Origin of the sequence: Brachybacterium sacelli (assembly GCF_017876545.1) — a bacterium.
GTDB lineage: Bacteria > Actinomycetota > Actinomycetes > Actinomycetales > Dermabacteraceae > Brachybacterium > Brachybacterium sacelli.
Genome location: NZ_JAGIOD010000001.1, coordinates 1,935,738 through 1,961,906, shown reverse-complemented (window position 1 = coordinate 1,961,906; position 26,169 = coordinate 1,935,738). Strand labels below are relative to the sequence as shown.

Sequence of the window (26,169 nt, the reverse complement as noted above, 5' to 3'; positions counted from 1 at the left end):
GCTATCGGGGTGGGCCGACGCGGCCGGTCGGCCGGGGCCGGCGACGCCGCAGATAGGCCTCGCGGAAGAGCCGCTCGGCGTGGCGGTCCCCGAGCAGCAGCAGCTTGCCCGGGGAGGAGGGGACGGACTCGGTGTCGTAGCTGAGGGTGCCGTCCTCGTCGGCCACCGCGACGATGTGGCAGCCGGTGCGGCGGTGCACCTCGGAGTCGCGCACGGAGCGGCGCACCAGCGAGGACGGGCGCGGCACCAGGAACAGCTCGTTGCCCTCGGCCACCAGCACGCGATGGCTGAGCCCGGCGTGGTTCCACAGGTCGGTGGCGCCGATGGTGGCGTAGGACAGCACCCCGTCGGCCCCCGCGCGGTACAGGGTGGCCACGTTGCGCTCGTAGGTGGCGCGGGAGACCACCTGGAGCTCGGGCCGCAGGCGCCGGCAGAACAGGGTGAGGTAGACGTTCAGATCGTCGTCGCGGGGCGTCACCAGCACGGCGGAGGCGCAGTCGAGTCCCGCACGACGCAGGATCCGCTGGTCCGCGGCGTCCCCGTCGACCACCGAATAGGAGGCAGTGCCCTCGAGGGCCGAGTAGGAGTTCTCCACCCGGCCCGGGAGCTGCTCGACGATCGTGTTGGGCACCCCCTGGTCGGTCAGCTCACGGGAGGCGGAGCGTCCCACCCGGCCGCCGCCCAGGACGATCACCGGGTCCTCGGACTGCTCCTGGGCCTGGAACTGCTCGTCGTAGGCGGCGAGCTCCTCCTGCTCCCCGGCGAGGATCAGCACCGTCGTCTCCGTGATCCGCAGCTCGGGCTTCAGCGGGCGCAGCCGACCCTTGCGCAGGACAGCCAGGATGCGCACGCACGGGCGCAGCTCCGCGAGGGCCTCCCCCAGCGTCATGCCCACCAGGGCGGTGCCTCGGGCGGCCGCCTCCGCGATGAAGGTGTCCCCGAAGCTGCCGATGCGGTGGACCCTGCCCGTCGAGCCGAGCACGCGACCGGCCATCTCCCGGCCCAGCACGGCACCGAGCTCGAGCACGTGGTCGGATCCGGCCAGACCCAGCACGTCGACGGACACGGGCTTGCTCGCGGTCACCGCGACCGGGACGTCCCCGGAGACCTGCCGGACGGTGAACGCGACGTTCGTGTTCGCGGTGTCCGACAGGGTCGAGACCACCAGACGCGCCCGGTCCGCACCCGCGTTGCGATAGGTCATCGCGGAGTCGAGCGGGCCGACGACGACCTGCCGCCCCTGGTCATGGAGCTGACCGGCCTCGACGGGGTTTTCGACGACGAGGACCGCGGGCACCTGCGAGCGCTCCGCCCGGGCGGCGAAGGCCTGGGTGACGGCGTCGGAGCCCACCAGCAGGACGTGGTCGCGCAGCGGGGCGGGGACCTTGCGCGGCGTGCGCGAGGTGCGGCGCCGGTCCAGCCAGGGCGTGACGATGTACTGGATGACGAAGAAGGGCAGCAGCACGAGCATGTAGACGACACCGCTGAGCAGGACCCACAGGGAGAACAGCCGCCCGGCGTCGCTGTCGAAGGTGATGTCCCCGTAGCCGAGAGTCGACATGGTCGTGATCGCCCAGTAGACGGCGGCGACGACGGAGTACTCCCGCCCCTCCAGCGCCATCAGCACCAGGAACCCGGCGGCGTGGGCCAGGACCATCACCGCGCCGATCACGACGATCAGCACGCCGGCCCGCGAGCGCCGACGCACGATCGGCACGCGCTCTGCACGCCGCAAGCCCTCGGGCAGATCCATGGCTCTCCTCCCCGCTCCTCTCGATGGCGCCCATCCCCGGCGAGGGCCGTGGGCGCCACGCGGCATCGTAGGCCGGTCCGCTCGGCCCCGCCGGGCGGCACCGCCCGGGTGAGTGCGAGGCCACCCTGCCGGCCACGTCACATCCGCGCGTGACCAGGGCGGCAACTCGTGGCAATCCTCCTTGAGGCGCGTCACATCGTCCGCCTCCGACCAGGTGGTCCCCGCGGAGCACCCTCGCGGCGGGCGTAAGTTCCCTCGCGGAAATAACCGATCCCGGGCCGGAGCACTCGCGCACCGCCCCCGGAGCCGAGGAGACTGCGGAGGCCCCCATGGAATGGCTCCACATCGTGTGGATCGCCCTCGGCATCGGACTGATGCTGTGGCTGAACATGAAGTACAAGCTCAACGCGATGCTCGCCCTGCTGCTGGCGGCGCTCCTGATCGGTGTGGCCGAGATGGTGTCGGTGCTGGCCGGGTGGATCCCGGGCGAGGAGATCACCCTCGGATCCCTGATGGAGACGATCTCCACGGGCTTCGGCAGCACCCTCGGCTCACTGGCGATCATCGTGGTCTTCGGTGCGGTCATCGGGAAGCTGATGGTCGATTCCGGGGCCGCCACCCAGACCGCCCAGACCCTCATCCAGCGGCTGGGACTGCGCTGGGTCAAGGTGTCGCTGGTGGTCTGCGGCACCGTGTTCGGTCTCGCGATGTTCTACGAGGTCGCCTTCATCGTCCTGGCCCCGCTGATCATCGCGGTCGCCCACGAGGCGAAGCTGCCCTTCATGAAGCTCGCGATCCCGGCGGTCGCGGCCACCACCACCGCGCACTCCCTGTTCGTCCCGCAGCCCGGCCCCGTGGCACTGGTCGACGCCTACGGCGCCGACACCGGCATGACCTACATCTACGGCATCCCGATCGCGCTCGTCACCGTCGCCGTGACCGGCTGGGTCCTCCCGCGGTTCCTCGGCAACCTCGAATACGCGGTGCCCGCGATGATGCAGGCCTCCGAACAGGTCCCGCCCTCGGAGCGCCCCGGCTTCGCCGTCTCGATCCTCACGCCGCTGATCCCTGCCGCGATCATGATCGCGGCGACGATCGCGAACCTCTTCCTCACCGAGGGCACCTGGGCGTACGACGTGGTCAACTTCGTCGGCTCCTCCGAGGTCGCCATCACCGTCGCGATGATCGCCGCCTTCTTCCTGTTCGGCACGCGCCGGAACCGCGACTTCTCCTGGGTGATGGACAAGTTCGAGGAGGCGGTCAAGGCGATCGCGATGGTGGTGCTGATCATCGGCGCCGGCGGTGCACTGAAGCAGGTCATCATCGACACCGGCATCGGCGACTTCATCGGCGGCCTGATGACCGGTGTGGACGCCAACCCGTACCTGATGGCCTGGGCGATCACCGTGCTGATCCGTCTGGCCACCGGCCAGGGCGTGGTCTCGGCGATGACGGCCGCCGGCATCATCGCCGCGGCCGTGGTCGACCCGGCGACCGGCGAGATGGCCGCCGGGCTCGACCCGGCCCTGCTGGTGATGGCCACCGCCGCCGGCTCCAACACCTTCACCCACGTCAACGATGCGTCGTTCTGGCTGTTCAAGGGCTACTTCGGACTGTCGGTCAAGGACACCCTGAAGACCTGGGGCCTGCTGCAGCTGTGCAACTCCCTGGTGGGCTTGGGGATGGTGCTGCTGATCTCGCTGTTCGTCGGCTGATCAGCAGGTGCCGGGATCGGTCTCCCAGGCGTGGGCGACCAGCTCCCCCAGCACCTCGACGTCGATGTCCTCGAGCTTCTTCACCCAGACGCAGCCGGTGCCACGGCGGTGCCTGCCCATCCGCTCCAGTAGCTCGTCGCTGCGCGGGAGGCCCACCAGCCCGTACAGCGCGAGATCCGCCCTGCGGGGACTGAAGCCGACATGGAAGGTGTCCCCCTCGCGGCCGCTCGCGTACACGTAGTGGGTCTCGCCGTAGCCGATCATGCTGGGTCCCCACATGGTCGCCGGGGCACCGGTCGCCTCACCGAACAGCTCCAGCAGGAACCGGCCCTCGCGGCTGCGGCGGGCACCGAGCGATTCCACGTACTGCGCAGGATCGACCTCCGTGGCGTGGGTGACGACGTCCTTCGCGGTCGTCCCGGTGTGCCCGCGGGTGACCGTGGCGGTACCGCTGGGCGGTGCGGGCGGGTGCTGCAGGGTCCCGCCGTGCTCGGCGAGGGCCGCCTGCAGCCGACGCCCCGCAGCGGGGCCGACGCCGTGCAGCTCGGACAGCTCCTCCCAGTCCGCTCCGTCGAGGGAGGCCAGGGTTCTCAGCCCGTGCTCGGCGAGGGCGCGCACCGCCGGCCGCCCGACGCCGGGGACGTCCGCGAGGGGAGTGCTCAGGTCGCTCATGGGCGCACACTACTGGCGGGAGGCGACCTTCGCGGTCGATCCGCGGGGCACGAACTCGGTCGGCAGGCCGATGCGGGCCCGCCCGGCGACGGGCAGGGCCCCGTCCCCCGGTGCCGCGCCGCGCTCGTGGAGCAGATCGACGGCCTCCGCCCCCATGTCGTAGCGCGGGACGCGCACGGTGCTGAGCCCCGGGGTGACCAGGGCGGAGAACTCGATGTCGTCCCAGCCCACCACGCTGAGGTCGCCGGGGACGTCGACGCCGAAGCCGCGCAGGCGCTCCATCAGGGCCAGCGCCATCACGTCGTTGTAGACGAGCACGGCGGTGACGTCGGTGAGCAGCACCGCCTCGGCGCCGCTGCGACCGCCGTCCACGGAGGGCGGATAGGCGCCGATGTCCGTCCACTCCAGCCCTGACTCGGTGCAGATCCGCTCGATCACGGTGCGACGGGCCGCGTCGGACCGGCTGATGCTGGGCCCGCCGACGTAGCCGATCCGGCGGTGGCCCATGCGGTGCAGGTGCCGCACCGCCGCGGGGATCCCCGGGGCGGGGTCCGCGAAGACACCCGGCAGCACCGGGGAGACGCGGTTGACGAGGCTGAGCCGGGTCATGGTCGCCGCCTCGCGCAGCGAGTCCTCGTCCATCCGGCTCGAGCACAGCACGATGCCGTCGACCTGGGCGGCGAGGGTGCGCACCAGCGGCAGCTCCCCCTCCGGCACCTCCCCCGCGTCGGTGATCAGCAGCTGCGAGCCGAGCTGGTGGGCACGGGCCTGGGCGCCCTTGAGCACGGCCGGGAAGAAGGGGTTCTCCAGGTCCGGCACGATCACGCCGTACACACCTGCGCGGCCGGTGATCAGCGCGCGGGCGCTGCGGTTGGGGGCGTATCCGAGCTCGTCCGCGGCGGCGAGCACCTTCTCCCGGGTGAGGGCACCGACCAGCTCGGGCCGCTGGAACGCTCGCGAGGCGGTGGCGACCGAGATGCCCGCTCGCGCCGCCACATCCTTCAGGGTCATGGCCATCGCCTGCTTCCTCTCCCTCGTCTCCTTGGGCTCCCGCGTCTCCCTCGCCCCGGCACGCCGACCCTCTCCCCCAACTACCCCTGCAACTTTTGCACACTCCGGGGATTCTACGATACGGAACAGGATTCACCGCAGGCATCGCGTATGCAATCGTTTACGATAGTGGAGGTCGAGGTCGCCCATGGCAGCGGGAAGAGGAACGGCATGAGAGCACTGCAGGTGACGGCACCGGGCACGGCCGTGGTCGTCGACGTCCCTGCGCCCCGGCCCGCCGCCGGGGAGGCGCTGCTGCGCGTGCTCCACGCCGGCATCTGCGGCTCGGACGTCCAGACGTACTGCGGCACCCAGCCCTTCGCCTCCTACCCGCGCGTTCCGGGCCACGAGTTCTCCGCCGAGATCGTCGAGCTCGGCGGCGAGGGCGCGGGAAGGGACGGAGCAGGAGGAGCCGGCGCCGGTTTCCGGATCGGCGACGTGGTCACCGGGGTCCCCTATTTCCAGGACGGCACCTGCTACTCCTGCCGCCGCGGCCTGATCAACGCCTGCGTGCACAACGAGACGATGGGCGTGCATCGCGACGGTGCGTTCCAGGAGCTGCTGACGATGCCGCTGGAGCGCCTGCACCGCGCCGAGGGCGTCGACCCCCGCGATCTGGCCCTGGTCGAGCCCTTCTCCATCGGCTACCACGCCGTGCGCCGCGCTGCCGTCGCAGAGAGCGAGCGCGTGCTGGTGCTGGGCGCCGGCGCGATCGGCCTGCTGACCATGCTCTCCGCCCGGCTGCACGGCGCCCGGGTCTGGATCGCCGACGTCGTCCCGGCCCGCCTGGAGCTCGCCACCTCTCTCGGCGCCGCCGGCACCGTCGACCTCACCGCCTCGACACTCGGGGACGTGGTCGAGGCGGCCACCGACGGTGACGGCTTCGACGTCGTCTGCGAGGCCACCGGGCTGCCGGTCTCCTTCCTGAACGCGATCGAGGCGGCGGCCTTCGGCGCCCGCCTGGCGCTGATCGGCAACGGCACCGCCGAGGTCACCCTCAACCAGTCGCAGCTGATCAAGAAGGAGCTGACGGTGGTGGGGTCCCGCAACAGCCGCGACGTCTTCCCCACCCTGATCGCACTGCTCGAGTCCGGACAGGTCGACCTCTCCCCCCTGCGCACCCGCACCGTGCCCCTGGCCGAGGCCGGCGCCGCCCTCGAGACCGCCGCCGCCGGCGCGAGCGGCGACGTCAAGGTGCTCCTCGACGTCCCCCGTGCCTGACCCGTCCGTACTCGTCCATCCATCCCACCCCGATCGGAGAATCCCATGACCCTGCGCAACGACTCCCTCGAGGCGAGCATCCGCTACGACGGCCCCGCCCGCTCCCTGCAGCTCGCCGCCGCCTCGGCCGATACGCTCGCCGGCTTCGAGGGCGAGGCCGCCGCGAGCGGCGACGACCACGTGCTGACCGGCCCGCTGTCCACCGCCAACGCCCGCGCGCTGCAGGCCGCCTTCCCGGTCCTGCGCCCGCAGCTGATCAGCGGACATCGCACCTCCGTCGGCACCGGTGACCGCACCGGGCTCGCCACCCCCGGCCAGGCCCGCGCCTTCGGCGCCGCGGGCGCCGGCGTGATGCCGGTGCTCGCCCAGCAGTCGATCCGCGAGATGGACCGCCTGGGTCGCAGCGCCCGGTCGGTCATGGACGACGCCGTCTTCGGCCTGGTCGAGGCCGGCTGGGAGAGCGGCTTCGGGGCCGACTGCGACCACATCAAGACGACCGAGGGCATCGACCGCGGCCTCGAGGCCGGCTTCACGATGTTCACCCTCGATCCGGGCGACCTGGTCGCCGATGTCACCGCGGGCGTGACCGCGGCCGACGCCGCGGCGCTGCCCTGGGACCAGCTCGAGGACACCCTGGAGGACCTCACGAAGCGCTACGTGGGCACGACGCTGGACGTCGGCCACTCGCAGCTCGAGGTCACCGAGCGCGACGTCCTCACCGCCGCGGTGAAGTACGGCCGCGCCGTCGTCGAGGCGATGAGTCTGTACCGCCACCTCACCGAGGCCGCGCAGCACGAGGTGGAGGTCGAGTTCGCGGTCGACGAGACGGCGTGGCAGACCTCCTTCTTCGAGCATTACTACCTGGCCTCCGAGCTGCAGCGGCTGGGGGCCTCCTGGTTCAGCTTCGCGCCCCGCTACGTGGACGGTTTCGAGAAGGGCCTGGACTTCCTCGGCGACACCGAGGAGTTGCGCACGAACCTCGAAGCACATCACGCGATCTCCGAGCAGTTCGGCGGGTACCGGATCTCCCTGCACTCCGGCTCGGACAAGTTCTCCATCTACCCGCTGTGCGTCGAGGCGACCCAGGGCCACGTGCATCTGAAGACCTCCGGCACCAGCTACCTGTGCGGCGTCGAGATCGTCGCCGCCGAGGACCCCGAGCTGTTCGCCGCGATCTGGGACATCTCCCGCGCCTCCTACGTGAAGGCACGAGCGAGCTACCAGGTCTCCGCCCAGGAGAACCGCACCCCGACCTCGCTGGCCGGCGTGGACCTGGTGGACCTGATCCGGTCGGCCGACGCCCGCCAGATCCTGCACGTGGGCTACGGCGACTCGCTGAACGGGAAGGACGCCGCCGGCGCGTCGATCCACGACCGTTTCCTCTCGGTGGTCGCCTCCCACCAGAAGGAGCACACCGCCGTGGTCGAGGCCCACATCGGCCGCCACCTCTCCCCCTTCGCCGCAGCGCCCGTCGGGCGCTGACCCCTCACCCGCGGGCGCGTCGGGCCACCCGGCGCGGGACCAGCACCAGCAGCACGAGCATCACCAGCAGCAGCGCGGCGCCGGTCGCGAGCGCGGCCGGGCGGGTCACCACCACGTCGACGACGAAGGCGGCCACCCCGCTCAGCAGTAGCCCGAGCAGCAGGATCGCGGCGCGCAGCAACGCGTTCGCGACCAGGACCATCTCGTCCTTGACCCGTTGGCGGAACAGACGCCGGTGCATGCCCACCGGCGTCAGCAGCAGCGCCACGATCACCAGTGCGAGCAGCAGCAGGCCCAGGTACCACCCGGTCTGGACCACGTCGAGATCCTCGAACCGGTCCTGGAAGGGCAGCACCACCAGGAAGCCCGCGAGGATCTGCGAGCCGGTCTGCAGCACGCGGATCTCCTGGAGCAGCTCGTTCCAGTTGCGATCCAGTCGTGCGGCGGCGCTCTCCTCGCGCTCGTAGCCGGGCTCCGGTGCGCCCTCGCCCTGTCCCATACCTCGACAGTCTAGGAACCTCTCGGGCCGATGGGCTGACAGGATGGGCAGGTCGGATCTACGAAGGGACGTCGGATGCTGGGTGCGATGGTCGGGACGGCCTTCTGGTGGGGCCTCTATCTGCTGGTCTTCTCCCGGGACCGGCGTCGGGTGCGCAACGGCGTGCTGCTGCTGATCGCCCTGTACTCCTCGGTCGCCCTCATCTCGCGGCTGGTCTCCACCACGCTCCCGCTCGGCGACCTGCTGGTGCTGGTGGCCGCCTTCGTGGTCCTGCTCGGCATCATCACGCTCGGGGTGCTCATGGTCGCCAACGGTCTGACGATGGCCCGCAAGGAGGGTCGCTCCCTGGGCAACCTGCTTTCCGGGATCGCCGGACTGGCTCTGCTGGGCACACCGGTGGCCGCCGTGGCACTGGTGCTGACCATGAACCCGCTCGGCATCGGCGCCGGCGCCCTGCTGACCCTCGTCGCCCTTCACATGGGCATCGCGTTCCTGGTGTTCCTGGGCGCCTCGATCCCCTACCAGCTGTTCCCGAAGCAGCTGCGGACCACGGGGCTCATCGTGCACGGCTCGGGCCTGATCGACGGCCGGGTCACCCCGCTGCTGCGCGGCCGGCTCGACCGGGCCGTGGCCGAGCGGGAGCGTCTGCTGGCCGCGGGCGTCGACCCGCTGCTGGTGCCCTCGGGCGGTCAGGGCGAGGACGAGATGCGCGCGGAGGGCGAGGCGATGGCCGAGTACCTGCTCGAGGAGGTCGGGATCCCCGCCGACCGGGTCCGGGCCGAGACCGCCTCCCGCACCACCCGGGAGAACCTCACCTTCTCGCACCGGCTGCTGGACGAGGCGGGCCATCAGGGTCCCTACATCGTCGCGACCAGCAGATATCACGCCTTCCGGGCCGCGCTGCTGGCACGCCGGCTGGGCTATGCGGACGAGGCGATCGGCGGCAGGACCACCTTCTACTACGTGCCCAGCGCCACGCTGCGGGAGTTCCTCGCCGTGATGTCGTACCACAAGGTGTGGATCACAGTGCTGTTCCTGCCCTCCCTCGCCTTCGTCGCCCTGCTGGTCAGAGCCGCCGCCCTGGCGGGATGAGCACCTCGTCACCGGAGGCCGTCGAGCCACCCTGCCGCCACGCCACCCGCCGTCGCCCCGGAGCGACCCCACCCTGCCGCCGCCCCGACGGCGAATCCCTCGATCCGCCCCGAGATTGAGACGGACCGAGGGATTCGAGGGAGGTCGTGCGGCCTGGCACGCGCTCAGCGGCGTGGCGGGCGCTCAGCGGCGCTCGTCGAGGGTGCGCACTCCGCGCCAGGCCGCCGGGATCAGCACCGCGGCGAGGGCCGCCTTGACCAGACCGCCGGGCAGGAAGGGCCACAACCCCGCGGCGAGCACGCCGGTCAGGCCGAGGTCGGCGCCCATCACGGCATTCACGATCATCGCCAGGTACGGCACGCCCACCAGGAAGGGGACGGCGCTCGCGGCGACGAAGCCGACCATGGCCAGGACCGGGCGGCGGTCCCAGGCGCGCTCGGCGAACCAGCCGGCCACGAAGGCGGCGGGGAGGAAGCCGAGGACGAAGCCGAAGCTCGGGGTCAGCACGGCCGCAGGCCCGCCGGTGAACTCGGCGAAGACCGGGGCGCCGGCGAGGCCGACGAGCAGGTAGGTCAGCATCGCGACCGCGCCGCGACGGGAGCCGAGGGCGGCGCCGACCAGGATCACGCCCAGGGTCTGCCCGGTGATGGGGACCAGCGGCAGCGGGATCGTGACCTGCGCGAGAAGGGCGACGACGGCGGTTCCGGTCAGCACCAGAGCAGCATCCCGGAGGCGGCTGCGGTGGGGGGCGAGAGCATCGGCCAGGACGGGACGACGGGCCGGGACGGCGAGCGCGGACATCGGACTCCTCGGAGGGTCGGGACGGGAGGGACCAGCGTAGATCAGTCGCGGCCGGTCCCGGAGTCGGGGTCCACCCGGGCGATCACGCCGAGATCGGTGCGCATCCACCATTGGCCACTCGTGCGCTTCTCCTCGGCGGTGGCGTAGCGGTACCGGAAGTACTTCACCCGCAGCCCCGTAGGTGCGGCGCCGTCGAAGGGGTCCGTGCGCAGCAGACGGCGGATCCCGGGATCGCCGTCGCGCAGCTTCTCCAGCAGCGCCACGAACCAGTCCTGGGCGCCGGGCCGCAGGGCGAGGAACCACATCTGCCAGTCCAGCCGCAGGTGGTACGGCGCGAACTGTCGGGAGCGGCGGCGCAGGTCCCCGGGCTTGCCCGGGAACTCGTAGGGGTGCCAGGCCTCCTCGTCGGCCGCCTCGGGGTCCGGATCCTGCGTGCCCTCGATGATCACCTCGTAGCGGTACCTGGTCATGGAGCCGAAGGCGCCGTAGGCGTTGACCAGGTGGAAGCGGTTGAAGCTCGCGTTCATCAGCTGATGGGAGGAGAACAGGTTCCTCAGCGGCCTCCAGCTCAGCACCGCGAGGAACGCGACGACGGCGAGGATCAGCAGGTGCCACCCCAGCGGGGAGACGGTGCCGCCGAGCTCCGGGTCGCCGAGGACGGGCCACCGCTGCCAGCCCCACTCCGGGAACGGCCCCCCGGCCAGCCACCGCCAGAAGGGGTCGCTGATCGCTGCTGTGGCGACGAGGATCGTCAACCAGTTCAGCCATGCGTAGTTGCCGGTGACCACGAGGAACAGCTGGGTGAGGATCACCAGTGACGCTCCGATCGAGGCGATCGGCTGGGGCAGCAGCACCAGCCAGATCGCACCCAGCTGCACCGCGTGGCTGCCGAGCACCTCCATCCGATGCCACCAGCGCGGGCGCAGGTGCGCGAGGCGGCTGAACGGGCCCGGCATCGGCTGCGTCTCGTGGTGGTGGTCCATGGCGGTCAGATCGCGCCAGGAGGGGTCGCCGCGCATCTTGATCATCCCGGCACCGAACTCCAGACGCAGCAGCATCCAGCGCAGGAACCACAGCACCAGCAGCGGCGGAGCGACCTGGTGGGAGCCGAGGAGACCGACGAGGAACCCGCATTCCAGCAGCATCGACTCCCAGCCGAATCCGTAGAAGATGCGGCCGACGGAATGGATCGAGAGGTACAGGCCCCACATCACCCAGAACACCGGGATCGTCGTCCACCCGGGCCCCTGCTGCGGCAGTCCGAGCAGGACGGACACCCCGAGCGCCATCCCCACCGCGCACACGATCCGCAGCAGTCGGTCGCTGTAACCGACCCGCCGCCAGTGGAACAGGCTCGGCCCGCCGAGCCCGGCGGAGCGTTCGAGGTACTCGGGCGTCGGCAGCAGGCCCCGCTCCCCCAGCAGCACCGGGAACTGGCGGTAGGTGGAGGCGAAGGCGAGCACGGAGACGGCGGCGACGCCGCGCTGGATGATCTCGCGCGCGATCGTGTAATCGTGCGCGTCCAGCAGCGCGAGCCAGCTCGTCCAGTCCATGGCGATCCACCTCCTACGGTCGGGCCCGCCTCCGATCATCCGCCGACGGCGCACGCCTGTCACGCCGCAGACGGACCGGACGGGCGGCCGCTCGTCCCGCCCTGCTCACCCCGTCCGGGTGCGGGACAGCTCGAAGGCCTCGACCCACTGGGCGAGCACCACGTCACGCGGCAGCGTGCGCGGCGAATAGCCGTGGCGGTCGCAGAAGCGACGGGCGGCTCCGGCCGGGAGGCCGCCGCCGCGCCGCAGCATCTGTTCGAGACCGCGCCCGGGACCGGTGAAGACCCCGCGGACGAACTGCTGGTAGGCGCGACGGTCACGGCGTGCCAGGTGCGGCTCACGGCGGCGCTCCAGGAGCAGCAGCCCGGAGTCCACGGCGGGACGAGGACGGAAGGCGGAGGCGGGGATGCGCCCTTCGAGAGTGGTCTCGACCCACGGCCACCACTGGGCGGTCATCATGGTCGCCCCGCCGACCCCGGCGCGCTTCCGGGCGACCTCCCACTGGGTGACGAGCACGGCGCGGGACCAGCCGTCGGACCTCAGCAGATGGCGCAGGGCGGGAGTGGTCAGATGGTAGGGAAGGTTGCTGACCAGCGTGGATCCCGGCGTCGGGGCGTGGCGCAGGATGTCGCCGCGGCGCACGGTGACGTGCGCGCCGACCCGTCGGGTCAGCGCTCGGACGGCGCGCGGGTCGATCTCGACCGCCTCGAGGGGTCGGCCCAATGCCGACAGCGGCAGCGTCAGGGCGCCGTCGCCGGCGCCCCACTCGACGATGTCGCCGTCGGCGCGGGCGACCAGGTCGACGATGCGATCGATGGTGCGGCGGTCGCGCAGGAAGTTCTGGCCCAGCTCATGGGCTCCGGGAAGGTGTCGGGGCACGGGTGGCTCCTCGGGGACGACGGGAGCCGGGCAGCAGGACGCGCCGCCCGGCGGTGGACCGGGGGCGGCGCGGAGTCGTCAGAGGATGAGCGGGATCCGCGCCGTCAGAGGCGGCGGATCCGGACGAAGATCGAAGCGTTCATGATGCCCACGTCGAGCACGGTACGGACGGCCCGACCGGCGGGCAACGTCTTTTCGCACTCGCGGGCTCGGGTCTCAGGCGCCGCCGAGCACGTGTGGCGCCAGGGCGGTCCACGCCCACCAGCTGCAGGCGGCGAGCACCGCCACGTACATCAGGTGCCAGATCCACGTCGGCACGCCGGTGAGCTGGGCGAGCTGGGCGGGATCGTCGCCGCGCGAGCCCCCTGCGATCACCGCTCCCAGGTGCCGCCAGGCGCCGAACAGGAGGAACACGGCGGCGGCCAGGGCGATCAGCGCGGTCACCGCCGGGCTGCCCCACCACCACACGGCCCCGAGGACGGCCGCGGTCGCCAGCACCGCGAGCACGGTGTGCAGGGAACGGGTGAACACCAGGGAGGTCACGAGCACGAGGACGGCGGCGAACAGGGCGGTGGGCGCCCAGCCGTGCAAGGCGATCTGGACCAGCACGGCGCCGAGGATCGCCGGCGCAGGATAGCCGGCCCAGGTCGAGGCGATGCGTCCGATGCCGCGCCGGGGGCCGACGGTCACGGCGTGGCCGGACATGTCGGCGCTGACCACGAAGCCGGTGAATCGGCGGCCGGCGAGGATCCCCACCAGCGCGTGGCCGAGCTCGTGCACGATGGTCACGGCGGGGCGCACCAGGTGCCACAGGGGCGGCAGCACGACCACCGCGAGCGCAGCGGCCAGGGCCAGCAGCACCCACCAGGCGTTCTCCGGTGCGGCCGAGGGCGTGATGCGCTCCCACACCGCGCGGACGAGGCTCTGCAGATCCATCAGCTCATGGTGACAGGTGCGGGCTGGGAGCCTCGCCTGGCCGGCCCGGGGTCGGGATCATGCCACACTGACCCGACTTGTCGACGACGACCCGAGGAACCAGGTAGCCCGCGATGACGGACATCGACCCCACGCTCGCCCGGTGGATCACCGCCCCGGGCGAGGATCCCCAGAACCCGCTGCTGCGCACGACGTTCGAGCTGCCCTTCCCCCCGACCGCGGCGCGCCTGCAGGTGACCGGCCTGGGGGTGTTCCGGGCCTTCGTCAACGGTGAGCCCTACCGGTCCTCGGTCCTGGACCCGGGCCTGACCGATGCCCGCCACCGGGTGCTGGTGTGCGAGGCGGACGTCGCCCCCTTGCTGCGAGCCGGGACGAACGTGCTGGGCATTGCACTGGGGCGAGGGTTCCATGCGATGACCACCCCGAACGTCTGGCGCTGGGAACAGGCGCCCTGGCGGGGCCCCGTGCGCGCCTGGGCGCATCTGCGCATCGAGCTGGCCGACGGCAGCTCGCACGCCGTGACCACCGGCGAGGGATGGCGGACGGCACCGGGACCGATCTCCGCCGACTCGATGTACGAGGGCGAGGTGTTCGAGGGCGGGGCCGATCCCGAGGCCTGGCTGCACGCCGGCTTCGACGACTCCCGGTGGTCCGAGGCCCTCGTGGAACGCTCCGGCACCGGCTCGCGTCGGGGCGACGCCGCCCCCGGCCCGCGGATGCAGCTGCAGGTCCAGGAACCGGTGGTGGTCCGCGACGTGATCACGCCGCAGGTGCACTCCCGCGAGGAAGGACGGGTGGTGCTGGACATGGGCCGGGTCATCGCCGGATGGTGCCGCTACCGTCTGACCGGGTCGGCGCCGCTGGAGTTCTCGGCCGTCCACGGCGAGAAGCTGCACCCGGACGGCCGCGTCGATGCGGACAACGAACACATCCACGCCCGTCGCTTCCAGGAGGACCTGGTGCGCCTGGAGCCGAGCGCACCCGCCTTCGCCCCGCAGTTCAGCTACAAGGGCTTCCGCTACGTCGAGCTCGAGGCCCGACAGGGCTCGCTCGCGGACCTCGAGGTCACCGGCGAGCTGGCACACGCCGATCTCACGGTCGCCAGCACGCTGTCGAGCTCGGACCCCTTCCTCGAGCGCTTCGATCAGGCGATGCGCGCCTCGCTCGCGAACAACATGCACCATGTCCCCACCGACACGCCGATGCACGAGAAGAACGGCTGGACCGGGGACGCGCTGACGGGGCTGGCGGCCATGTCGGCGAGCTTCGACCTGCGCGCGATGCTGCGCAAGTGGGTCGCGGACCAGGTCGACGGGCAGCGCGCCGACGGGTCGCTGTCCGTGATCGCACCGAACCCCGGCTGGGGCTACGAGGAGCTCTCGCCCGCCCCCGAGTGGACCTGCCTGCTGCCGGTGCTGCTCGACGAGCTCGCCACCGAGTACGGCGAGACGGACGTGGCCCTCGAGCACGGGGCGGCCGCCGTCGCGTATCTCGACCACGAGCTGGGGCGCCGCGACCAGGACGGCCTGATCTCCGGGGTGCTCGGCGACTACCTGACCCCCGGCAGCCCGGGGCCTGCCCCGGAGGACAAGCGCCTGACGGGAACCCTGTTCGTCGCGAAGGGTCTGCGCGCCCTCGCCCATGCGGTCGAGCTGCTCGATGTGCCCGACGAGCCCGACGACCCCGACGCGACGAGGGGCCCCGACGGTCTCCCCTCCCCCGCGCGCCTGCGCGAGGACGCCGCGACGCTCGAGACGGCGGTGAACACGGTCTTCCTGGACCGCGAGCGCGGGGTGTACCGCGACCCGGACTCCCCGGCCTACCGCCAGACCAGCAACCTGCTGCCGCTGGCCTTCGACATCGTGCCGCCGGAGCAGATCGACGCCGTGCTGGAGCACCTGGTCGCCGAGATCACGGCGCGCGGAGACCACCACGACTGCGGGCACATCGGGGTGCGCTACCTGCTGCCGGTGCTCTCGGCGCACGGCCACGGCGCGCTCGCGCTGCGGGTGCTCTCGAACCCGACGGCGCCGGGCTGGCGAGCCTGGCTGGAGGCGGGGAACTCGACGTTCATGGAGATGTGGGAGGACCCGCGCTCGTGCTCCCACTACTTCATGGGCACGCCGGCGACGTGGATCCACGAGCACGTGGCCGGGCTGCGGCGCGGGCCCGACGGGTGGCGGGAGTTCCAGGTGGCCCCCGACCCGGACGTCCCCGTCGGCCGCATCGAGCTCGCGCGCACCACCATCCACGGCGAGATCGTGCTCGAGGTGGACCGGGACTCGGCGACCGTGACCCTCTCCGTGCCCGAGGGGACCAGCGCGCGGGTGGTGGTGCCCAGCGGCGAGCAGCTGCTCGAGCCCGGGATGCACACCGTCACCTGGTGACCGCGGGGGCACGACGACGCCCGCCGGTCCCGGCACGTGGCCGGGCCCGACGGGCGTCGTGGTCATGACCGGGATCCGCGAGGCGGATCGTGCGGTCTCAGGGGCCGATCAGCAGATCGGCCGGTGTGCTCAGATGGAGCGGATGTTCACTGCCTGCATGCCCTTGGGGCCCTGCTCGGTCTCGAACTCCACTCGCTGGTTCTCCTCGAGATCGCGACGACCGGTGCCGGCGATCGCGCTGAAGTGCGCGAACACATCGGCGGAGCCGTCCTCGGGAGCGATGAAGCCGTAACCCTTGTCGGAGTTGAACCAGCTGACGATGCCAGTAGCCATGGCGATATTCCTTCGTTGTCGTGAACCACGTTCGTGGCCCGGGTATCCACGACGGCTCCGCCGCGGATGGGATGCACCCCGAGTACGGGGTGCGGGTGCGGCCTCCAGGGCCGCCTGAGCCGCGGCCAGCGACGCGAAGTCGCCGATGCGGCCGGAGAGGGGCCCGTAGGCCGTGTGGACCGGCAGGTCAGCGGGAGCGCTGACCACGTGTCCGGCGAACTCCCCGGCGAGCGTGGCGACGAGGACGTCGTCATCGGCTCGGAGCCAGGAGAGGGTGGGGTGCGCTGCGACGGCCTGGGTGGCGGCCATCGGCGCGGTCGAGAGGGGTGACGTCGCAGCGTCGTCGTGCGTCAGCAGTGCGGAGGTGGTGATGAATACTCAGTTTCGTAGGTTGTTCTGCGCGACCGTCGTCGGTCGCCTCCGAAAGAGGCATCCAGCGCCGTGCGACCGTCCACTCCGAGCACCCGGGCTCCGCGACCCGGAGGTGCGGCGTGTGCTGCCCCCGCCGTGGCGAGGTCGTGGACGACTCCCAGGAGACTACGGCATCGGCGAGGGTGCGCGGGACCCGATGTGATCCACCGGACGGACGCTGGAGCGCCGGAGGGCGGGAGTACTGCGCAACATCGGCACTGACCTGCGTGGACGGGACGATTCGTGAGCTCCTCGATCCCCGGGGTCCGCGTCTCGCGACCGCTCGGTCCGGGCCCGCGGGCGGCCGGCGATCATTCCTCGGCGCGCACGTCCTCGACGTCCTTGTCGGGGCGCCATCCGCGCCAGACGGGATGGCGCAGCCGGCCGTCCTCGGTGCGTTCGGTGTGCTGCACCTCGCCGACGAGGTCCGCGCGCACCCACTCGGCGTCGCGCCGGTCGGCGGCCGGCACGTCATCGACCGGTGGGGTCTTGCGGCTGCGTGAGCGCAGGCGCGTCGCGATGTCCTCGAGGTCCTGGTCGCTGAATCCGGTGCCGACGCGCCCCGCGTAGTGCAGTGTGCCCTCGGCATCCGGCACCGCCAGCAGCAGCGAGCCGATCGTGCCGGAGCGCCCGCCCTTGCCGTGCCGCCATCCGATGACGACGACCTCCTGGTGGCGAGCGTTCTTGATCTTGATCCAGGTGCGTGCGCGCTTCCCGGGACGGTAGATCCCGGTCTCGGTCTTCGCCATGACGCCCTCGAGCTGCAGCCGGTGCGAGAGCTCGATCGCGTGGTCCACGTCGCCGTGGTCGGCGTGCGGCAGCTGAACGTGCTCAGCGGTCCCGACCGTCTCGAAGAGGGCGTCGCGCCGTTGCCGGTAGGGCGTGCGCAGCAGGGACTCTCCCCCGCGCACCAGCAGGTCGAAGACCATCATCTGCACCTCGACGTCCTTCCGGGCGCGCTCGACGTCCCGCTCCTGGGTGAGGCCGAGGCGCTGCTGGAGCCGGGAGAAGGAGGGCCGGTCCTTGCCGTCCAGCGCCACGATCTCCCCGTCCAGCACCGTCTCGCCGGCGGCGAGCACCTCCGGGTCGACCGCCTCGCGCAGCCCGTCCAGCTCGGGGAAGGTCGCGGTCATGTCCTTCCCGTTGCGGCTGGTCAGGCGGAGTGCGTTTGGCGTGACGGCGGCGATCACGCGCACGCCGTCCCACTTCATCTCGAAGGCCCACTCGTCCTGGTCGCGGATGTCCTGCCGGCTGCCGAGCGTGGCGAGCATGGGGGTGATCGGCTCCCCGAGCGGAGCCGGGTCCGCCGCTGTCCCGTCGCTCGTGCCGGTCCCGTCGGCCCCGGGCTGGTCCTTCATGAGGTGCAGCAGCCAGTTCGAGGCGGCCTTCTCCTTCGCGGCGGCGGTCTTCCGCGCCCCGCCCATGCCGCCGGTGTGGAGGAACGCGAAGCGGCGCGGCACCCCGCCCAGCCCGCCGTCCTCGCGGCCGTGGAAGACGGCGATGACCTCCTCGCCCTCGCGCCATTTCTCGATCTCGAGGGTGCCGGTGTCCCAGATGGTCACGTCGCCGCCGCCGTACTCGTCCTTAGGGATGCTGCCCTCGAAGGTGCCGTACTCGAGCGGATGGTCCTCGGTCTGCACAGCGAGACGGTTCACGTCGACCTCGAGCGGCGGCCCCTTGGGCACGGCCCAGGAGACCAGCACCCCGTCGTGCTCGAGGCGGAAGTCCCAGTGCAGGCTCGAGGCGTGATGCTCCTGGATCACGAACATCGGTTCCTCGGCCTCCAGCGCCTCATGGGCATCCTGCGCGGCCTCGCCGTCGTCCTCCGTCCCGGGCACCGGTTCGGGGGTCCGCTCCGGGTCGCGCTTGGAACGGTAGACCTCGAGCCGGTCACGGGCCTTCGCAGCCGCCGGGGCGTCCTCGTCCGAGCCCAGTCCGAGCGGGGCGATCGGATCCTGCCCGTCCTCGACCCGCTCCAGCACCTCCTCGAACTCGAGCTGGGCGAGGTGAGGGTCCCCAAGCTCCTCCCAGGTGCGCGGTGCGGCGACGGTCGGGCGCACCCGGCCGCGCAGCGAGTAGGGGCACACCGTGGTCTTGTGCCCGTTGTTCTGCGACCAGTCCACGAGCACCTTGCCGGTGCGCAGCGACTTCTTCATGTCACTGACGACGTCGTCGGCGTGGTCCTGGGCGAGGGCCCGGGCCAGCTCGTGGGCGACCTCCGTGACCTCCTCGGCGGTGCTGGTGCCGTCCAGGGGCGCATACAGGTGGATCCCTTTCGACCCGGAGGTGAGCGGGTAGGCCTCCAGGTCCATGTCCGCCAGGATCTCGCGGCACCACTGCGCCACCTGCGCACAGTCCGACAGCCCGGCGCCCTTGCCCGGGTCGAGGTCGAGGACCAGCCGGTCGGGGTTCGCGGGCTCGAGGTCCTCGTCGAAGCGCCACTGCGGGGTGTGGATCTCGAGTGCCGCCAGCTGGGCGAGCCAGGCCAGCACCGCCGTCTCGTCGACCAAGGGGTAGGTGGAGACGCCGTCGCTGTGCTCGAGGTCCGCCCGAGGCACCCAGTCCGGGGCGTGGTCCTCGAGGTCCTTGCGGAAGAAGACCTTCCCGGGGTTCTTCTCGGTGCCCACGCCGTCCACCCAGCGCTTGCGGGTCGCTGGCCTGCGCGTGGCCTGCGGGATCATCACCCCGGCGATGCGCCGGTAGTAGTCGATCACCTCGCCCTTGGTGGTGCCCGTGGACGGGTAGAAGACCTTCTCGAGGTTCGACAGCTTCAGGGTGCGACCGTCGACCTCGACCTGCTGCTCTCCGGTAGCCATGCGGCCACTGTGCCCCCGATCACGCGATCCGTCACGGGTTCGGCCTACCGAATGTTCCTGGTCGCCACGGGGCGCCGCGTGGTGTCATGGGGCATGCGCGCGATATGGAGCGGTGAGATCACCTTCGGGCTCGTGAACGTACCGGTGAAGCTGTACGGCGCCACCCGCTCGCACGACCTCTCCTTCCACCAGGTCCACGACGAGGACCACGGACGGATCCGCTACGAGCGCCACTGCGAGGTGTGCGGCCGCGAGATCGACTTCGACCACATCGAGAAGGCCTACGACGACGGCGACAAGACCGTGATCCTCACCGACGACGAGCTCGACTCGCTGCCGGCCGAGGACAACGACGAGATCGACGTGGTGCAGTTCGTCCCCGACAAGCAGATCGAACCGATCCTGCTGGGCACCTCCTACTTCCTCGAACCCGTCGGCCGCTCCGCGAAGGCGTACGTGCTGCTGCGCCGGACGCTCGAGGACACCGAGCGCACCGCGGTCGTGACGTTCACGCTGCGCACGAAGACGCGGCTGGGCATCCTTCGCGTCCACGACGACCTCCTGGCTCTGCAGACCCTGCGCTGGCCGAATGATCTGCGCGAGGTCGACTTCGCCCCCTCGAGATCGAAGATCTCGGCGAAGGAGCTGGACATGTCCGCCGCGCTGGTCGAGCAGTTCAGCGGTGAGTTCGAGCCGGAGCAGTTCACGGACGAGTACCAGGCGCAGCTGCAGGAGCTGGTCGACGCCAAGCTCGAGGAGGGCGAGTCCGTCGACACCGACGAGACCTTCGGCGAGGAGCACACGGAGAAGGAGTCCGAGCAGAGCGGCAAGGTCATCAGCCTCATGGATGCGCTCGAACGCAGCGTCGAGAAGCGGCGCGGAGGCGAGGAGTCGTCGACGGGATCGGGTTCCTCGAAGAGCTCCGGCTCCTCGAAGAAGTCCGAGAGCACCAAGAAGTCCGGCGGCACGAAGAAGTCAGGCTCGACGAAATCCGCCTCAACGACGACGCAGTCCGGCGCGAAGGAATCCGCCACGAAGACCTCGGGATCGAAGAAGTCGACAAGTAAGTCCGGCAAGACGTCCGACAAGAAATCCGGCAAGAAGTCCGCGTAGCGGGCCACCGGCGCACGGGTAGCGTGGGGCAGGTGAGCGCTCGAGACGATCTTCGGCCCACGGCCATCGAGGTGCGCGGTGCCCGCGTGCACAACCTCCGCGACCTCGACGTCGACGTGCCGCTACACCGGGTGGTGGGCATCGCGGGCGTCTCAGGCTCCGGGAAGTCCTCACTCGCCATGGGGGTGCTGTACGCGGAGGGCTCCCGCCGCTACGTCGAGGCGCTGTCGACCTACACCCGTCGCCGCATGTCCCAGGCCCCGCGAGCTGACGTCGACGAGGTCACGCACGTGCCGGCCGCTCTCGCCCTGCGCCAGCGCCCCGGCGTTCCCGGCATACGCTCCACCTTCGGCACCGCGACCGAGCTGCTGAACGTGCTGCGACTGATGTTCTCCCGCCTGGCCTCCCACCTCTGCCCGAACGGGCACCGGCAGGCCCCGACCCTCGACGTGGCCGCCGAAGTGCCCTTCGACTGTCCTGAGTGCGGCGAGCCGGTGCAGGCCCCGGGTGCGGAGCAGCTCGCCTTCAACGCCGAAGGCGCCTGCCCGCGCTGCGAGGGCCTGGGCATCGTGCGCACCGTCGACGACGCGACCCTGGTTCCCGTGACGACGAAGACCCTCGAGGGCGGCGCCGTCGTGCCGTGGAACATGTTCGGCTTCAACGTGCAGCCGGACATAGCCCGCGAGTTCGGCGTGCGCACCGACGTGCCCTGGCAGGACCTCGAGGAATGGGAGCGCGAGCTCGTCCTCGACGGTCCCGAAGAAAAGAAGCACATCACCGTCACCACGAAGAATGGCGTGCACGAGCTCGACTTCACCTTCCGCAACGCCCGCCTCACGGTCACCGAGGAGCTGGCTCGCGCCGACACCGAGAAGCGCCTTTCCCGCGTGGGCCGCTTCCTCCGCGAGAGCACCTGCCCAGACTGCGAAGGCACCCGCCTCTCCCCCGGCGCCCTCGCCCCGCGGATCGCGGGGACCACTCTCGCCGGGGCCACCGCGATGACGCTCGAGGACCTGATCACCTGGGCCGCGGGCATCATCGAACCGCTGCCGACGGACCTGCACCCGATGGCGACAGCCCTCGTCGATCAGTTGCGGGAGATGGCGGACCGCCTGACCCGCCTCGGCCTGGGATACCTTTGCCTGGACCGCTCCGGCAGCTCCCTGTCCACCGGTGAACGCCAGCGCGTCCAGCTCGCCCGCGCCGTCCGCAATCGCACCACCGGCGTGCTGTACGTCCTGGACGAGCCCAGCATCGGACTGCACCCCTCGAACATCGACGGGCTCCTGGCGCTGATCGAGGACCTGCTGGCCGACGGCAACTCCGTCGTGCTCGTCGACCACGACGTGCAGGTGCTGCGCGCGGTGGACCACCTCATCGAGATCGGTCCCGGCTCGGGACGCGACGGCGGCGAGGTGGTGACGTCGGGGACGGTCGAGGAGATCGCGGCCTCCACCGTCTCCCGCCTGGGCGGTTTCCTCGACGGCCGTGAGGACGTCCTGGTGCGCGAGCGCGCCGCCACGGACGACGTCTTCTCCCTCGGGCGCCTCATGCTCCGCACGACGCCCGTGCACACCGTCCACGCCCTGGACGTCGAGATCCCCCGTGGTCGCCTCACCGCGGTCAGCGGGGTCTCCGGCTCGGGCAAGACCACGATGGTCCTCGAATCCCTGGTCCCTGCCCTGATCGCCCGCCTCGACGGGAGCAGGCCGCCCCCGCACGTCGAGCACCTCGGAGGTGAGGGGATCAACCGGGTCCATCGCATCGACGCCACCCCCATCGGCCTGAACGTGCGCTCGACCGTCGCGACCTACAGCGGAGTGCTGGACGATCTGCGCCGCGCCTTCGCCCGCACCGACGACGCACGCGAGCGCGGCCTGCGGCTCGGCGACTTCTCCTACAACACCGGCTCCCTGCGCTGCCCCCGCTGCGAGGGCACCGGGGCGGTCTCCCTCGACGTGCAGTTCCTTCCCGACATCGACATCGACTGCCCCGACTGCGGCGGCAGCCGGTACGCGCCGGCGGCCGATGAGGTCACCCGAGCGCGCGCCGACGGGCCGGGCGGGATCTCGCTGCCGCACCTGATGTCCCTGACCACCCGGGAGGCGCTCGAGGCGGCCGGGGACATCCCGGCCGTCCGCAAGCGCCTGCAGGCGCTGGTCGACCTGGGCCTGGGCTACCTCACCCTGGGCGAGGACACCCCGGCGCTCTCCGGCGGAGAGGCACAGCGCCTCAAGCTGGCGGGGCAGATCGACCGCCGCCAGGACGACGCGCTGTTCGTGTTCGACGAGCCGAGCGTCGGCCTCCACCCGCGCGACGTGCGCACCCTGCTGGCCGTCCTGGACCGACTGGTCGACCGCGGCGGGACCGTGATCGTCATCGAGCACGATCTCGACATGATCGCCAACGCCGACCACGTCCTCGACATGGGACCGGGCGGCGGTGTCGCAGGTGGCCGCCTCGTCGCGACCGGCACTCCGGGACAGCTCGCCGCCGACGACGCCGGGGTGACCGGCCGATACCTCCGGGCGCATCTGCGGACGGGGCCCTGACCTCCCCCGTCACCGAGGGTGATTGACGTCACCCCGCGCCGGGCCTACCCTCCCGGCGTGTCGAATTCACCGGAGAACGATCCAGAACAGGTCGGCGACACCCCCTCGGAGCACACCGACCCCTCCTCCGCCACCGATGCCGGTCCGCCGGGCGGCGGCGTACTGGCCGCCCTCGACAGCCGTGACGTGCGCGGGCTGTACCTCTACCTCGCCCTCCTCGCCACCATCGGCGGCTTCCTGTTCGGCTTCGACTCCTCGAACATCGGCTCGGCCCTGGTGTTCCTGCCCTTCGACCTCGGTGCCTGGGGCACAGGGATCACGGTCGCCGGCGCCTCGCTCGGCTCCTGCGCAGGCGCGCTGCTCGCCGGCCCGCTGACCGACCGCTTCGGGCGCAAGTCGCTGCTGCTGGCCGACTCGGCGCTGTTCGCGATCGGCTCGCTCGTCTCGGCGCTCGCCCCGGAGGCGACCACGCTGATCATCGGCCGCATCATCATCGGCCTGGCGATCGGGGCCGACTCGGCGATCGCGACCGCCTACATCGCCGAGTTCGCCCCGAAGAAGCGCCGCGGCGCGCTGTCGATCATCCAGCAGTGGATGATCACGATCGGCATCCTCGGCGCCTACGTCGTCGCCGTGATCCTGCTGCAGGCGTTCCCCGATTCCGCGACCACTGTCGACTGGCGGATCATGCTGGGCGTCGGCTTCATCCCGGCGGTCGTCTCCCTGCTGCTGCGCGCTCGGATGCCCGAGTCGCCGCGCTGGCTGCTGGAACGAGGGCGCGAGGAGGATGTGCGCACCGCGATGCGCAAGCTCGACATCGAGGTGACCGCCGCGCAGGTCCACGCCGAGGCCCTGGCCGTGCAGGAGCGCGTGCGGCGCCTGGCGAACACCACGCTGTGGACCCCGGCGGTGCGCCGCGCCCTGGTCGTGGTCTGCGTGTTCTTCGTCTTCCAGCAGATCACCGGCATCAACGTCGCCTTCTACTACGGACCGGAACTTCTGGGCCCGTACTTCGGCACCGAGGGCGGCGATCCCGTCCAGGCCGAGATCGCCGGGGTGATGGCGGCCGGCGTGCTCGCGATCGTCAATGTGGTCGCGACCTACTTCGCCTTCCGCTACATCGATACCTTCGGCCGCCGCAAGCTCGCCATCGGCGGCTTCTCGTGCATGCTCGTGTTCCTCGTCATCGGCGCGATCGGGAACGCGACCCTCACGGGGACGCCTCAGCTGATCATGCTGATGGTCACCTTCGCCCTGTTCATCTCGAGCTTCGCGATCGGCGTCGGCGGCACCGGCTGGCTGATCCAGGGCGAGATCTTCCCGACCGCGGTGCGCGGCCGGGCCGCGGCGATCGCAGCGTCCGTGAACTGGTTGTCGAACTACGCCCTGGTGCTCTTCTTCCCCGTGCTGCAGGAGGGGCTCGGGCTGTCCTGGGTGATGATCATCTTCGCCGTGCTGTGCCTGCTGGGGGCCGTGTTCGTGCGCCGCTTCCTGCCGGAGACCAACGGCAAGGCGGCCGACGAGACCATCCTGCTGTTCGAAGGTCCCGTCAACCGCGAGGACCCCTCCCAGCCGTCCGTGGCCCCGTCCGCCCTGCGCTGAGGACCGTTCCCGCTCGAGCCGAGCTCCGGCGGAACCCGCGATCGGTCTGCGCGCGCCGCCTCGCACGCCTAAAATCCCTCATGTGGCTCCTGGGAGGATCAGGAGGATCGCCGACGCGAGCACCGCCGCGCACCGCCGAAGGAATGAGGCCCGATGACCGACGCGCACGTCACCCCCCGCTTCCACTGGTTCCTGCCGCCGCGCGGGGAATCCATGGCCCCCGGGCCCGTCGCCCGTGAGCGCGAGGCCACGACCGAGCACGGCCTGGTGGACTTCCTGACCGAGGTCGCCCTGGCCGCCGAGCAGGCCGGCTTCCACGGGGCCCTGACCCCCGTCGGCATCGGCTGCCCGGACCCCTGGGTGCTGTGCTCCGCGATCGCGGCCCGCACCGAGCACCTCTCCTTCATCGTCGCCCTGCGGCCCAGTCTGCAGTCGGCCACCCTGGTGGCGCAGCAGGCGGACACCTTCCGCCGGCTGCACGACGGACGGATCATCCTCAACGTCGTCACCGGCGGGAACCCCGCCGAGCAGGCCGGCTACGGGGTGCACGTCCCGCACGACGAGCGCTACGACATCACCGAGGAGGCGCTGCAGGCGATCCGTCCGCTCCTCCAGGGCGAGCAGGTGGACATCGAGGGCCGCCATCTGCACCTGGTCGGCGCGCAGCTGGTCGAGCCCGGCACCTCCCGGGTCCCGCTGTTCTTCGGCGGCGCCTCCCCGAAGGCCGTCGAGGTCGCGGCCGCCCAGGCGGACACCTACCTGCTGTGGGGCGAGCCGCTCGCCGACATCGCCGAGCGTATCGGCACGGTCCGCACCGCCGCCGCGGCGGCCGGACGCGAGCTCGACTTCGGGCTGCGCATCCATGTCATCTCCCGCGACACCGCCGAGGAGGCCTGGCAGGTCGCCGCGGACATCCAGTCCGGCTTCGACGCTGAGGCGGTGGCCGCGGTGCAGCAGCACAAGGCCTCGATGGACTCCGTCGGCCAGGCCCGGATGGGCGCGCTGCACGGCACCGAGCTCCCCCAGGACGTCTCGGATCTCGTCGTCGGCCCGAACCTGTGGTCCGGGATCGGGCTCATGCGCGAGGGCGTCGGCACGGCGCTGGTGGGCTCGCACGACGAGGTGGCCGAACGGCTCGTGGAGTACGCGGAGCTCGGCATCGACGAGTTCATCCTCTCCAGCTACCCCCACCGGGACGAGGCGCTGCGAGTGGGCCGGGAGGTCATCCCCCGCGTGCGCGAGCGTCTGGGATCCACCGCCCCGCTCGCCGCCGAGGCCTGAGAGCCCCGACCCGCCCGTCGC

General features: G+C 71.4%; 19 protein-coding genes. 9 read left to right on the top strand and 10 right to left on the bottom strand.

Translation table 11 applies throughout. The features are described from left to right. Window position 1 precedes the first annotated feature (1 nt). Window positions 2-1,753, bottom strand: a complete 1,752-nt coding sequence (locus JOF43_RS08755) for a potassium channel family protein (RefSeq protein WP_209901239.1) — start codon at window positions 1,751-1,753, stop codon at window positions 2-4. Window positions 1,754-2,082: 329 nt separating this feature from the next. On the opposite strand from JOF43_RS08755, the gene gntP reads away from it, so the two are divergent. Next, window positions 2,083-3,468, top strand: coding sequence for a gluconate permease GntP (gene gntP / locus JOF43_RS08750; RefSeq protein ID WP_209901237.1), 1,386 nt, complete (start codon window positions 2,083-2,085; stop codon window positions 3,466-3,468). Here the strand turns inward: gntP and JOF43_RS08745 are convergent, their stop codons facing one another. Both JOF43_RS08745 and JOF43_RS08740 read right to left on the bottom strand, forming a co-directional pair. Continuing rightward, entirely contained in the window at window positions 3,469-4,140 is a 672-nt protein-coding gene (locus JOF43_RS08745) for a helix-hairpin-helix domain-containing protein (protein WP_209901235.1), read from the bottom strand. A gap of 9 nt (window positions 4,141-4,149) precedes the next feature. Continuing rightward, window positions 4,150-5,157 (bottom strand): LacI family DNA-binding transcriptional regulator, encoded by a 1,008-nt coding sequence (locus JOF43_RS08740; protein WP_209901233.1) that lies wholly within the window; start codon window positions 5,155-5,157, stop codon window positions 4,150-4,152. Between the two features lie 204 nt (window positions 5,158-5,361). Here JOF43_RS08740 and JOF43_RS08735 point away from each other — a divergent pair, with 204 nt between their 5' ends. After that, window positions 5,362-6,411 (top strand): zinc-binding alcohol dehydrogenase family protein, encoded by a 1,050-nt coding sequence (locus JOF43_RS08735; RefSeq protein ID WP_209901231.1) that lies wholly within the window; start codon window positions 5,362-5,364, stop codon window positions 6,409-6,411. A gap of 45 nt (window positions 6,412-6,456) precedes the next feature. Then, the gene (locus JOF43_RS08730) at window positions 6,457-7,893 is read left to right on the top strand and encodes a tagaturonate epimerase family protein (RefSeq protein WP_209901229.1); all 1,437 of its coding nucleotides are present in this window, start codon (window positions 6,457-6,459) and stop codon (window positions 7,891-7,893) included. Window positions 7,894-7,897: 4 nt separating this feature from the next. On the opposite strand, the gene JOF43_RS08725 is transcribed toward JOF43_RS08730, so the two are convergent. After that, a complete protein-coding gene (locus JOF43_RS08725; protein ID WP_209901227.1) occupies window positions 7,898-8,392 on the bottom strand; it encodes a DUF6328 family protein in 495 nt (164 codons plus the stop codon). Between the two features lie 87 nt (window positions 8,393-8,479). Here JOF43_RS08725 and JOF43_RS08720 point away from each other — a divergent pair, with 87 nt between their 5' ends. Then, complete coding sequence (locus tag JOF43_RS08720) at window positions 8,480-9,484, top strand: YdcF family protein (protein WP_209901225.1); 1,005 nt, start codon at window positions 8,480-8,482, stop codon at window positions 9,482-9,484. 183 nt (window positions 9,485-9,667) lie between these two features. On the opposite strand, the gene JOF43_RS08715 is transcribed toward JOF43_RS08720, so the two are convergent. From JOF43_RS08715 to JOF43_RS08700, 4 genes are all read right to left on the bottom strand, one after another. Continuing rightward, on the bottom strand, window positions 9,668-10,285 hold the full coding sequence (locus JOF43_RS08715; protein ID WP_209901223.1) for a biotin transporter BioY: 618 nt from the start codon (window positions 10,283-10,285) through the stop codon (window positions 9,668-9,670). A 41-nt stretch (window positions 10,286-10,326) separates the two neighbouring features. Then, on the bottom strand, window positions 10,327-11,838 hold the full coding sequence (locus JOF43_RS08710) for a lipase maturation factor family protein (protein WP_209901221.1): 1,512 nt from the start codon (window positions 11,836-11,838) through the stop codon (window positions 10,327-10,329). Window positions 11,839-11,943: 105 nt separating this feature from the next. Next, window positions 11,944-12,717, bottom strand: coding sequence for a 23S ribosomal RNA methyltransferase Erm (gene erm, locus JOF43_RS08705; RefSeq protein ID WP_209901219.1), 774 nt, complete (start codon window positions 12,715-12,717; stop codon window positions 11,944-11,946). Window positions 12,718-12,933: 216 nt separating this feature from the next. After that, window positions 12,934-13,653 carry a M50 family metallopeptidase gene (locus JOF43_RS08700; protein WP_209901217.1) on the bottom strand — a complete coding sequence of 240 codons (720 nt, stop codon included), beginning with the start codon at window positions 13,651-13,653 and terminating at the stop codon, window positions 12,934-12,936. A 113-nt stretch (window positions 13,654-13,766) separates the two neighbouring features. On the opposite strand from JOF43_RS08700, the gene JOF43_RS08695 reads away from it, so the two are divergent. After that, the gene (locus JOF43_RS08695) at window positions 13,767-16,040 is read left to right on the top strand and encodes a family 78 glycoside hydrolase catalytic domain (RefSeq protein WP_209901215.1); all 2,274 of its coding nucleotides are present in this window, start codon (window positions 13,767-13,769) and stop codon (window positions 16,038-16,040) included. A gap of 129 nt (window positions 16,041-16,169) precedes the next feature. Here JOF43_RS08695 and JOF43_RS08690 read toward each other — a convergent pair whose 3' ends face one another. Both JOF43_RS08690 and JOF43_RS08685 read right to left on the bottom strand, forming a co-directional pair. After that, the gene (locus tag JOF43_RS08690) at window positions 16,170-16,373 is read right to left on the bottom strand and encodes a cold-shock protein (RefSeq protein WP_209903196.1); all 204 of its coding nucleotides are present in this window, start codon (window positions 16,371-16,373) and stop codon (window positions 16,170-16,172) included. 722 nt (window positions 16,374-17,095) lie between these two features. Next, window positions 17,096-19,600, bottom strand: a complete 2,505-nt coding sequence (locus JOF43_RS08685; RefSeq protein ID WP_209901213.1) for an ATP-dependent DNA ligase — start codon at window positions 19,598-19,600, stop codon at window positions 17,096-17,098. Window positions 19,601-19,693: 93 nt separating this feature from the next. Here JOF43_RS08685 and ku point away from each other — a divergent pair, with 93 nt between their 5' ends. The 4 genes from ku to JOF43_RS08665 all read left to right on the top strand — a co-directional run bounded on the left by ku (window position 19,694) and on the right by JOF43_RS08665 (window position 26,148). After that, window positions 19,694-20,713 carry a non-homologous end joining protein Ku gene (gene ku, locus JOF43_RS08680; protein ID WP_209901211.1) on the top strand — a complete coding sequence of 340 codons (1,020 nt, stop codon included), beginning with the start codon at window positions 19,694-19,696 and terminating at the stop codon, window positions 20,711-20,713. Between the two features lie 32 nt (window positions 20,714-20,745). Then, a complete protein-coding gene (locus JOF43_RS08675) occupies window positions 20,746-23,265 on the top strand; it encodes an excinuclease ABC subunit UvrA (RefSeq protein ID WP_209901209.1) in 2,520 nt (839 codons plus the stop codon). A 57-nt stretch (window positions 23,266-23,322) separates the two neighbouring features. Then, a complete protein-coding gene (locus JOF43_RS08670) occupies window positions 23,323-24,867 on the top strand; it encodes a sugar porter family MFS transporter (protein WP_209901207.1) in 1,545 nt (514 codons plus the stop codon). A 153-nt stretch (window positions 24,868-25,020) separates the two neighbouring features. Continuing rightward, a complete protein-coding gene (locus JOF43_RS08665) occupies window positions 25,021-26,148 on the top strand; it encodes an LLM class flavin-dependent oxidoreductase (protein WP_209901205.1) in 1,128 nt (375 codons plus the stop codon). Window positions 26,149-26,169: the final 21 nt, after the last annotated feature.